5 protein-coding genes are annotated in these 7,679 nt (G+C 72.2%); all 5 read left to right on the plus strand.

Annotated features, from left to right (window positions below):
• Nucleotides 1-416: ABC transporter permease (locus QZ433_RS06440; RefSeq protein ID WP_295780879.1), on the plus strand; the 416-nt coding region annotated here is incomplete at its 5' end.
• Nucleotides 413-1,249, plus strand: a complete 837-nt coding sequence (locus tag QZ433_RS06445; protein ID WP_295780882.1) for an ABC transporter permease — start codon at nt 413-415, stop codon at nt 1,247-1,249. The genes QZ433_RS06440 and QZ433_RS06445, both read left to right, overlap by 4 nt.
• Nucleotides 1,246-2,796, plus strand: coding sequence for an ABC transporter ATP-binding protein (locus QZ433_RS06450; RefSeq protein ID WP_295780885.1), 1,551 nt, complete (start codon nt 1,246-1,248; stop codon nt 2,794-2,796). The genes QZ433_RS06445 and QZ433_RS06450 overlap by 4 nt, the downstream gene beginning before the upstream one ends.
• Before the next feature lie 337 nt (nt 2,797-3,133).
• Entirely contained in the window at nt 3,134-6,529 is a 3,396-nt protein-coding gene (gene ileS, locus QZ433_RS06455; protein ID WP_295780888.1) for an isoleucine--tRNA ligase, read from the plus strand.
• The coding region (locus tag QZ433_RS06460; RefSeq protein WP_295780890.1) for a folylpolyglutamate synthase/dihydrofolate synthase family protein at nt 6,526-7,679 on the plus strand (1,154 nt) is incomplete at its 3' end. The genes ileS and QZ433_RS06460, both read left to right, overlap by 4 nt.

Consider the following 7,679-nt stretch of genomic DNA (forward strand, 5'->3'; position numbering starts at 1 on the left):
CCCTGCCCGTCGCGGCGCTGCTGTCGCAGGTGCTGCGCGACGGGGTCGAGGCCGCCGAGCGCGAACCGTTCCTGATGACGGTGCGGGCCCGAGGCGCCGCCCTGCTGCGCGAGAGCGTGCACCACACGCTGCGGCACGCCAGCGTCGGGGCAGTGACGCTCACCGCCTACCTCGTCGGATCGCTGTTCGGCGGTGCGGTGCTGGTCGAGACCGTGTTCGCCCGCCCGGGGATCGGGCGCGTGACGTTGACGGCGATCACGGATCGCGACCTGCCTGTGATCACGGGGGTGATCCTGTTGAGCGCGCTGGTGTTCGTGGTCGTCAACACGATCGTCGACCTCGTCGTCCCGCTCATCGACCCGCGGCTGCGCACGGCGGGGCCCGCCCTGTCCGTTCGGACGGGGCTCCCCGCGTGAGCACGACCACCGTCGCCCGACCGCGCGCGGGTCGGATCGCCGCCCTCTCCGCCGCGGGGGCCGTGCTGGCCGTCGTCGCGCTGGCGGCCGTCGCGCCCGGGCTGCTCGCCACCCACGACCCCCTGCTGACCGACGTGCGGGCGACCCTGCAGCCCCCGAGCGCCGCGCACTTCTTCGGCACCGACCAGAGCGGCCGCGACGTGTACTCGCGGGTCGTCTACGGCGCCGGCCGCTCGGTCGGGATCGGCCTTCTCGCGACCGGCCTGGCACTGGTCGTCGGCGTCGTCGCCGGGTCGCTGTCGGCGGTCGCCCCGCGCTGGGTGGATGCCGCGGCCATGCGCCTGGTCGACGTGCTGTCGGCGTTCCCCGAGTTCCTCGTGGCCCTGCTCGTCGTGGCCGTCCTCGGCCCGGGACCGGCGAACGTCGCCGTTGCGGTCACCCTCGCCGCGGTGCCCGTGTACGTGCGTCTGGCGCGCGCGCAGACCCGATCGCTGGCAGCGGCCGAACACGTCGAGGCCGCGCGGATCGTCGGTGTCCCGGCGGTCGTGGTGCACATGCGGCACGTGCTGCCGGGGGTGGTCGGTGCGGTGAGCGTGCTCGCCACCATCGGTGTGGGCACGAGCATCCTCGCGGCGGCGGGACTGAGCTTTCTCGGTCTCGGCCCCACCGAGCCCACGCCCGAGTGGGGGCTGATGCTGTCGGCCGGGCGCAACCTGCTGCTGCAGGCGCCCTGGGTCGCTTTGTTCCCGGGATCGGCCATCACGGCGACCGTCGTCGGCATCAGCGTGATCGGTCGCATCCTGCGCGCGCGAGCCGAGGAGCGCGGCGCATGAGCGAGGGCGTGCACGTGCGCGGCCTGCGCATCGACGGGCCCGAGGGGCCTCTCGTCCGAGACCTCGACCTCGACGTGGGCGCGGGGGAGTGCGTGGCGCTGGTCGGCGAATCCGGCGCCGGCAAGTCGCTCACGGCGAAAGCTCTGCTCGGGCTGACGCCCCCGTCCACGCACGTCGGCTCCGAGACCCTGCGAATCGCCGGAATCGACGTCCGCGGACTGTCGCCGCGTGGGTGGCGGACGCTGCGCGGACGCAGCATCGCCCTCGTCTCGCAGGACGCCCTGGTGTCGCTCGATCCCCTGCGTCGTGTGGGGGCCGAGGTCGCCGAACCCGTGCGCATCCACGAACCCGCGGTGCGCGGCGCCGCCCTCGCCGACCGCGTGCGGGCGAGCCTCGAGCGCGTCTCGCTCCCCGAACCCGACCGACGCGCGCGTCAGTATCCGCACGAGCTGTCGGGCGGACTCCGCCAGCGCGCCCTCATCGCCTCGGCCCTGGCGGCCGGTCCGGCCGTCCTGGTCGCCGACGAGCCGACGACGGCCCTGGATGCCACCGTCCAGGCGCGCGTGCTCGCGCTGCTGCGCCGTATCGCCGACGACGGGGTCGCGGTGCTCTTCATCAGCCATGATCTCGGCGCGGTCGCGCGCGTCGCCGACCGCGTGGTGGTCATGCGCGACGGGCGGGTCGTGGAGACCGGACCCACCGCCGAGGTGCTGGCATCCCCTCGCGATCCGCACACGCGCGAGCTGGTCGCGGCGCTGTCGCACGAGCCCCTGCGCCGCGCGCCGCGCACCGACGCGCCCCTCATCGCGGGCGATCGGCTGGTCAAGACCTTCGGCGGGCGTCGCGCGGTCGACGGGGTGTCGTTCGCGGTTCGTCGGGGCCGCACCCTGGCGGTCGTGGGGGAGTCGGGGTCGGGCAAGACGACGCTCGCCCGGATGATCGTGGGCGTCACCGCACCCGACGAGGGCACCGTGACCTTCGACGGCCAGACCTGGACCCCGCGCGGCGCCCGCGGCAACGCGCGACGCCGGGTGCAGCTCGTGCAGCAGAACCCCTGGGGCTCGCTCGACCCGCGATGGAGCGTGGGGCGCACGCTCGCCGAGGCCGTCGCGGCCGGTGGCGTCCGCCGAGTCGCGCGGCGCGCGGCGGTCGAGGGGCTGCTCGACGAGGTCGGGCTGTCGCCCTCGTTCGCGCGGCGCCGGCCCGCACAGCTCTCGGGCGGTCAGCGCCAGCGCGTGGTGATCGCCCGCGCGCTGGCGGTCTCGCCCGACCTGCTGGTGCTCGACGAACCCGTCTCGGCTCTGGACGCGTCGGTGCGCGCCCGCATCCTCGATCGCCTCCGCGATCTGCAGCGACGGCGCGACCTCGCGATGGTCTTCGTCACGCACGACCTCGACGTGGTCGCCGGTATCGCCGACGACGTGATCGTGATGCAGGACGGACGGGTGGTCGAAGAGGGGACGGTGTCGTGCGTCTTCGCCGATCCGCGGCACCCGTTCACCCGGGAGTTGCTGGACGCGGCGGGCCTGGGCCCCGCCGGCGCCTGAGACCCCGGGTGTCGTCGGCCCCTCCGCCTCCGTCGAGTGTCCAAGACGCGCCGCGCCCGTGCCGGAGCGACCGGCGTGTCCTGGACGCTCGACGGCCCGCGCGCGGTGCGCGCGCCTCGCGTAGACTGGGGCGATCAGCACCGATCCGGCCATCACCGGGGAGCTCGCGGAAGAACAGGGTCCAGGCCCCCAGTAGAACCGCGCGGGTCAGGCCCGTCACAGCCGCAGTGAGAGCGGTGCCGGCCCCTGAGCTCGTCGAAGGGTCCGGCGCAACGCAGGGTGGTACCGCGGTCCGCACGGATCGTCCCGGCGAGAGAACCTCGACCCGCGGAGTGACATGACCTACCCACGCCCCTCATCTTTCGGCCCTGCCGCTGACGCCAGCGTTGCGGGTCCGGCATCCGTCGTCCCGAGCCCCCGCTTCCCCGCGATCGAGGACGACACCCTCGCGTTCTGGAAGGCCGACGACACGTTCCGCGCGTCGATCGCGAACCGCGAGGGCGCCGAGGAGTGGGTCTTCTACGACGGCCCGCCCTTCGCCAACGGCCTGCCGCACTACGGGCACCTGCTCACCGGCTACGCGAAGGACGTCTTCCCGCGCTTCCAGACCATGCGCGGCAAGAAGGTCGACCGCGTCTTCGGCTGGGACACCCACGGCCTTCCGGCCGAGCTCGAGGCGATGAAGCAGCTCGGGATCACCGAGAAGGACGAGATCGAGGCCATGGGCGTCGCGACCTTCAACGGCAAGGCCCGCGAGTCGGTGCTCGAGTACACGCGCGAATGGCAGGACTACGTCACGCGCCAGGCCCGCTGGGTCGACTTCGAGCGCGGCTACAAGACGCTCGACACGACCTACATGGAGAGCGTGCTGTGGGCGTTCAAGACCCTGCACGACAAGGGCCTCGCGTACGAGGGCTATCGCGTGCTGCCGTACTGCTGGCGCGACGAGACGCCCCTGTCGACGCACGAGCTGCGCATGGACGACGACGTCTACAAGATGCGTCAGGACCCCTCGGTCACCGTGACATTCCCTCTCGTCGGCGCCAAGGCGGAGGCGCTCGGCCTGACGGGCGTCCGCGCCCTCGCGTGGACGACGACCCCGTGGACCCTGCCGACGAACCTCGCGCTGGCTGTGGGTCCCGGCATCCGGTACGCGGTCGTCGAAGGCGGTCCGAACGGCGCGGCCGACGTGCACACGACCCCCGACGGCACGCCCGACGAGGCGTTCGAGGCGGTCGCGCACCGATACTTGCTGGCCGAGGACCTGCTTGCGAACTACGCAAAGGACCTCGGATACGACAGCGCGGATGCCGCCCGCGACGCCGTGCAGACGACGATCTCGGGCGCCGAGCTCGAGGGCGTCGCGTACGACCGCCTCTTCGACTACTACGCCGACGCCGACACATGGGGCACCCAGAACGCGTGGAAGATCCTCGTCGACGACTACGTCACCGTCTCGGACGGCACCGGCATCGTGCACCAGGCCCCCGCCTACGGTGAGGACGACAAGCGCCTCGCCGATGCCGCGGGCCTGCCGACGATCATCTCGCTCGACGACGGCGGACGGTTCCTGTCGGCCGTCACCGACGTCGCGGGCGAGCTGTGGCTCGACGCGAACCGCCCCCTCATCCGGCTGCTGAAGCAGGGCGGGCGCCTGCTGCGAGAGGCCTCATACGAGCACTCGTACCCGCACTGCTGGCGCTGCCGGAACCCCCTCATCTACAAGGCCGTGTCGAGCTGGTTCGTGCGCGTGACCGACATCAAGGACGATCTGCTGGCGAAGAACCAGCAGATCACCTGGGTGCCCGAGAACGTCAAGGAGGGCCAGTTCGGCAAGTGGCTCGAGGGGGCGCGCGACTGGTCGATCAGCCGAAACCGTTACTGGGGCTCGCCGATCCCGGTGTGGAAGAGCGACGACCCGAACTACCCGCGCGTCGACGTGTACGGCTCGCTCGCCGAGATGCAGGCCGACTTCGGCCGCCTGCCGGTGAACGCTGACGGCGAGGTCGACCTGCACCGCCCCTACATCGACGACCTCACGCGTCCGAACCCCGACGACCCGACCGGGCAGTCGACGATGCGCCGCATCGAGGACGTCCTCGACGTGTGGTTCGACTCGGGTTCGATGCCGTTCGCGCAGGTGCACTACCCGTTCGAGAACCACGAGTGGTTCGACGAGCACGCCCCCGCCGACTTCATCGTGGAGTACATCGGGCAGACCCGCGGCTGGTTCTACGTCATGCACGTGCTCTCGACCGCCCTGTTCGACCGCCCCGCCTACACGGGCGTGTCGTGCCACGGCATCGTGCTCGGCAACGACGGCCAGAAGATGTCCAAGTCGCTGCGCAACTACCCCGACGTGCGCGAGGTGTTCGACCGCGACGGCTCGGATGCCATGCGGTGGTTCCTCATGTCGTCGAGCGTCCTGCGGGGTGGCAACCTCGTCGTGACCGAGGAGGGCATCCGCTCGGGCGTGCGCGAGTTCCTGCTGCCGCTGTGGAACGCGTGGTACTTCTTCGCGACGTACAGCAACGCCTCGGGACCCGAGGGCTACACCGCCGAGTGGCGCACCGACTCGACCGACGTGCTCGACCGGTACATCCTCGCGCTCACCGGCGACCTCGTGACGAACGTCGCCGCCGACCTCGAGGGCCTCGACTCCACGACCGCCGCGGAGCGCCTGCGCGACTTCGCCGAGGTGCTGACCAACTGGTACATCCGCCGCTCGCGCGACCGCTTCTGGGTCGGCGTGACCGACGACCCGTCCAGCCGCGAGGCCTTCGACACGCTCTACACCGTGCTCGAGGCGCTCACCCGCGTCGCCGCTCCGCTGCTGCCGCTGATCACCGAGCGCGTGTGGCAGGGCCTGACCGGCGGGCGCAGCGTGCACCTGACCGACTGGCCCGACGCCTCGGCCTTCCCGGCCGCGGAAGACATCCGCACGGCGATGGACACCGTCCGCGAGGTCTCGAGCGTCGCCAATGCGCTCCGCAAGCGCGAGGGCAAGCGCGTGCGCCTGCCCCTGCCGCGTCTGACGGTGGTGACCCCGGACGCCGCGGGCCTGGCGCAGTTCGACGACATCCTCCGCGAGGAGCTCAACGTCAAGAACGTCGAGCAGGTCGCCCTGCAGGACGGGACGGCCGCCGCGTACGGCATCACCCACCGCCTGTCCGTCAACGCCCGCGCTGCGGGACCGCGCCTGGGCAAGCAGGTGCAGCAGGCGATCAAGGCCGCGCGCGAGGGCGACTGGAGCGAGGTCGACGGGCGCGTCGTCGCGGGCGGCATCGCCCTCGAGCCCGCCGAGTACGACCTCGTCGTCGAGACCGCGGGTCGCCCCGAGGGCGAGGCGCTGGCCGTGCTGTCGACGGGCGGTTTCGTCCTGCTCGACACGGTGACCACGCCCGAGCTCGAGGCCGAGGGATTGGCGCGCGACATGATCCGCGGTATCCAGGACACCCGCAAGGCCGCCGGCTTCGACGTGAGCGACCGGATCTCCCTGGCCCTGACGTTCGACGACGCCGGGGATGCGGCTGCCGTGGCCCAGGCGTTCGACGTCGCGGGCGTGGCATCCGAGACCCTCGCCGAAGGCGTCGTGCTGGCCGGCCGCACCGAGCGGCTCATCGAGCGCGGGAACGTGGGGGAGCCCGAGTTCGAGAACGTCCTCGCCGCCAAGACCTATGCGAACGTCGGGGCCGTCACGGTCGGCGTCGCGCGGATCGGAGCCCCCGCATGAGCGATCGCACCCGAGCCGATGCGGTCTACGCCGCGCTCCTCGAACGTCAGGGCGAGCAGTGGGTGCAGCCGCGCGTCGAGCGCACGCGGCGCGTGCTCGAGCTGCTCGCCGACCCGCAGCGCACGTACCGCGTGATCCACGTCACCGGCACCAACGGCAAGACCTCGACCAGTCGCATGATCGAGAGCCTGCTGCGCGCGATGGGCCTGCGCACGGGCCTGTTCACCAGCCCCCACCTCGAGCGTTTCACCGAGCGCATCCTGATCGACGGCGAACCGGTGGCGGATGCCGCCATCGCCGACGCCTGGGACGAGATCCAGCCGTTCGTCGAGATGGTGGATGCCGAGCTGTCGGCCTCGGGCGAGGCGGCGCTGACGTTCTTCGAGCTTCTCACGGTGCTCGCCTTCGTCGTGGCCGCCGACGCGCCGATCGATGTGCTCGTGCTCGAGGTCGGCATGGGCGGGGAGTGGGACTCCACGAACACCGCCGACGGCGACGTGGCCGTGTTCGCGCCCATCGACATCGATCACGCGGATCGCCTGGGCTCGACCATCGCCGAGATCGCCACGGTCAAGGCCGGGATCATCAAGCCGGGCGCGGCGGTCGTCTCGGCCGCGCAGCCCGCCGAGGCGCTGCGCGCGATCCGCGCCCGCGCCGAGAAAGAGGGCGCGACCGTGGCGGTGGCCGGCGACGGCTTCACGCTGGAGTCGCAGACGCTGGCGGTGGGCGGGCAGCAGCTCGACATCCGCGGGGTCGCCGGGACGTACCGCGAGGTGTACCTGCCGCTCTACGGAGCGCACCAGGGAGCGAACGCGGCCCTCGCTGTGGCCGCTGTCGAATCGTTGGTCGGCGGGGGCACGCAGCCGCTCGCCGCCGACGTGGTGGCCGACGGCCTGGGCAACGCCACGTCTCCGGGCCGCCTGCAACTCATCGGCACGGCACCGACGGTGCTCGTCGACGCCGCGCATAACCCGCACGGGGCGCGGGCGCTGGTCGCCGCCCTCGACGAGTCCTTCGACATCGACGAGTGGGGCGCCGTCGTGGGCATCCTCGAGGGCAAGGATGCCGCGGGCATCATGTCGGCGCTGGTCCCCGGCGTGGCGCGGGTCTTCGCCACCGCACCCGACAGCGACCGCGCGACCGATCCCGA

Origin of the sequence: uncultured Microbacterium sp. (assembly GCF_913776565.1) — a bacterium.
GTDB lineage: Bacteria > Actinomycetota > Actinomycetes > Actinomycetales > Microbacteriaceae > Microbacterium.

Bases quoted from the DNA above. Each gene is read 5' to 3' on its own strand.
- QZ433_RS06450 (WP_295780885.1), top strand. From the start codon at position 1,246: ATGAGCGAGGGCGTGCACGTGCGCGGCCTGCGCATCGACGGGCCCGAG.
- ileS (WP_295780888.1), top strand. From the start codon at position 3,134: ATGACCTACCCACGCCCCTCATCTTTCGGCCCTGCCGCTGACGCCAGC.